Here is a 3155-nt window from a genome sequence, read left to right on the forward strand (position 1 = left end):
ATCGAGACTGTGATCGGGGAGTGCTGCGGCATAGGCTGATTCTAGCGAATTCTGCATTCGCAGAATCCCATCCTGCGGGGCACCTCGGCGATCCTCGGATCCGTTCCAGCGGTGATCGCAGAGGGCCGGCGAGCACAGTGCGTTGCTGCGGAGTCCTCAGTCCTTGCCGGTCACTCGGGCGAAGACGCGGTCGAGAGAGGTCGAGAGCGCGGCAACGTTATTCTCGTCCATCCACTCTCGGTGAAGCATTTCGTTGAGTCCGCCGGGGGTCTCGTGCCCGGCGACGAGATCTGCGAACGAGGAATCGGTCGTTGAGAGCTTGTTGCCCAGGCCGGCGAACTGCCCGCGGACGATGCGATCGGCATCACCCCTGTCCCACCCCTGACTGACGAGCCAGTCGGCGATCGTTTGGAGATAGGCGTAGTAGGCCGACATCGTCGCGGTCGTAGCCGACAGCGTGCTGAAGAGCTGCTCCGTTTCCGCGACGACGGTGCCGCCGAGGACGTCGAAGAACTCTTCGACCTGGGGGTGATCGGGATAAACGGCAGTGACGCCTTGGCGCTCTCGTACAGGCGGCAGGGGGATGACCCTCACGATTGAGGGCTTCTGCGGCAGCAGCGGAGACAGCGCCTCGACCGAGACGCCTGCGATCGCACTGATCAGCGTGCGGTCGGATGGAATGTCGAGTGCGGAGAGTACGGATTCGGTCTGTTGGGGCAGCACAGAGACGATGATGTGGTCGCTGCGATCGACCACGTCCTGGTTGCTCTCACAGACCTCGACCCGGTCGAAGTCACTCGCCAACCGTGCCGAACGCTCCGCATTCCTGGGGGAGAGGAAGAAGCCCGGGTGATCCTCGCTCGCACACGAGCCCTCGACAATCGCCGAGGCGATCTCGCCGACTCCGATGATCCCGATCGTTCTGCTCATGATGGTCCTCCCGCGTTCTGGTCGGTCGACGTTGCTCTGGTGCTCCTGTTCGGCATTGTTTCACCGCGTAGGTGACCGCACCAGCGGAGACTCTACGCCGGGATCAGTCTCAACGGCAGCGTCTTCCAACCGAGGAGCGTGTTGTTGATCTTCCTCTCGGGAGCAGTCGAGAATTCGATGCGCTCGATCTTCGGCACGAGCGCCTGCAGGAGGGACGCTGCCTCGAACCTGGCGACGTGCTGTCCCACGCACTGATGGATTCCCGACCCGAACGCGACATGTCCCGACGGGTCACGCCCCAAGTCGAATTCGTCGGGATTCGCCCACCGACGGGGATCTCTGTTCGCAGCACCGAGGAACATGAGCACCTTCTTGCCTTCAGGGATGACATGGCCGGAGATGGGCACATCACGAGTCGTCGTGCGGAAGAAGGTCTGCACAGGGGATTCGAGGCGCAGTGACTCTTCGATCGCAGCTCGAATCAGTTCGGGCTCATCGCGCAGCCGCTGATACTGATCCGGGTTGTCCGCGAGGTGATAGAGCACGGCGGCTATGCCGTAGACCGTGGTGTCGACCCCGGCCGTCAGCAGGGAGCGGACGATGAGTGGTGCCTGTGCCTCGGTGATATCGGCATCATCACTGGCGGCCCAGATATCTGCCCCGAGGCCGGACTCCTTGAGCGCATGCCTGGGGCACTGCTCGCCGACCCATTCCATCACCGGCCCGATCGTCTTCTGGGCTTCGGTGACGAGACGGTTCCTCGGGCCGAAGGCATTGAACGCGAAATTGCCGTAGGGGAGGAGATTGTCCAGGCCTTCGCCGCTGAGACCGAGTGCTTCGGGGAAGACCGACAGCGGGAATGGTTCGGCGACGCTCGGCACAGCATCGATGACGACGGCCGAGTTCTCATCACGCTCCCCATATTCAAGCAGACAGTCGACGAGCTGGTTCGCTGTCCTATCCCACTCATCCTCAAACGCTCTGATGCGGCGCGGCCCGAGGATCTTCTGCAGGACCGACCGGGGTGCGTCGTGGTGAGGTGGGTCGGCCTCGAGCAGGAGCGAGGGCGGACGCCAGGGCTCCTCATAGCGGAAGTTTGCGAGTCCGGCCCCAGCCGCACTGGAGAAGTCCTGCCAGTTCTCCAAGGTCTCGCGCACGGGCGAATAGCGCGCCACAGCGTAGATGTCGTGCTTGGTGAGGTAGACGAGGTCACCGGCATCACGGATGATCGAATGCATGTGGTGTGGCCCGGCGAGTACCTCCTCGTCGAACGGGTCGACATCGTCGAGAACAGGAACGGAGGCGTCCACCGCCGAGGTGGTCTTCGGTTGAGCAGTCATGACGGAGCCTTTCGTGGTGAAGTTTCGACCTCAGAGGTCGATGACGAGACGATCGCTGGCAGCGCGGGAGACGCAGGGGAACATACAGGTGCCTGCCGCTCGTTCCTCGTCGTCGAGAATCGTGTCGCGGTGGTCCACCTCTCCGGCGAGCACGCTCAGCTCGCAGGTTCCGCACACACCTCGGGAGCACGAGGTGATCAGGCCGATTCCAGCGTCGCCGAGCGCCTCGGCGACGCTTTGGTGCCCTTCCGCACGAACGGTCTCACCTCTGCGGTCGAGGACGATCTCATAGGGGTCGGTGCGGATCGGTGCTGAGTTCAAACTGTCGTTGGTGAAGTGTTCGACGCGGATCCTCTGGTCCGGCAGGCGATCGCATTCTGATGGGAGCGCATCGAGCAATGACTGCGGTCCGCAGGCGTAGACCATTGACGTGTCATCGACCTCGCCGAGCCACTCGCGGATGCTCGCACGTTTGCCGTTCGCGGTCGTATGGGTCCTCACCTGTGCGGGGTACCGATTCTCAAGGTCGCGGTAGGCCATGCGGAGTGGGTCGCGGCCCAGGTAGAGCAGCCGCCATTCGATGCCCATCCGCTCGGCCTGATCGATCATGGGCCTGATGGCGGTGATGCCGATTCCCCCGCAGATGAAGTGGTACTGCTCGGCCGGGGCGAGTCTGAAGTTGTTGCGGGGGCCGCCGAAGCGCACGTGGCCGCCTTCGGCGGCGACCTGATGGATCTCCTTCGACCCTCCTGTGCCGTCTTCTTCTCTTTGCACGGCGATGCGATAGCTGTGGCCATCCCACCGATCACCGCACAGCGAATACTGGCGCACCGTCCCGCTGGGAAGGATGAGGTCGATGTGTGCACCTGGTGACCAGTCCGGCAG

General features: G+C 63.2%; 3 protein-coding genes. All 3 read right to left on the reverse strand.

Going from position 1 to position 3155, the window contains the following annotated elements; all coding sequences use genetic code 11:
• Nucleotides 1-156: 156 nt before the first annotated feature.
• Entirely contained in the window at nt 157-930 is a 774-nt protein-coding gene (locus L0G76_RS15020; RefSeq protein WP_304357959.1) for an NAD(P)-binding domain-containing protein, read from the reverse strand.
• Between the two features lie 92 nt (nt 931-1022).
• Nucleotides 1023-2270, reverse strand: coding sequence for a cytochrome P450 (locus L0G76_RS15025; RefSeq protein ID WP_304357960.1), 1248 nt, complete (start codon nt 2268-2270; stop codon nt 1023-1025).
• A gap of 30 nt (nt 2271-2300) precedes the next feature.
• Nucleotides 2301-3155, reverse strand: an 855-nt coding sequence (locus tag L0G76_RS15030; protein ID WP_304357961.1) for a PDR/VanB family oxidoreductase, incomplete at its 5' end; no start/stop codon positions are given.

It is taken from the genome of Brevibacterium picturae, from assembly GCF_030453725.1.
GTDB classification, from domain to species: domain Bacteria; phylum Actinomycetota; class Actinomycetes; order Actinomycetales; family Brevibacteriaceae; genus Brevibacterium; species Brevibacterium sandarakinum_A.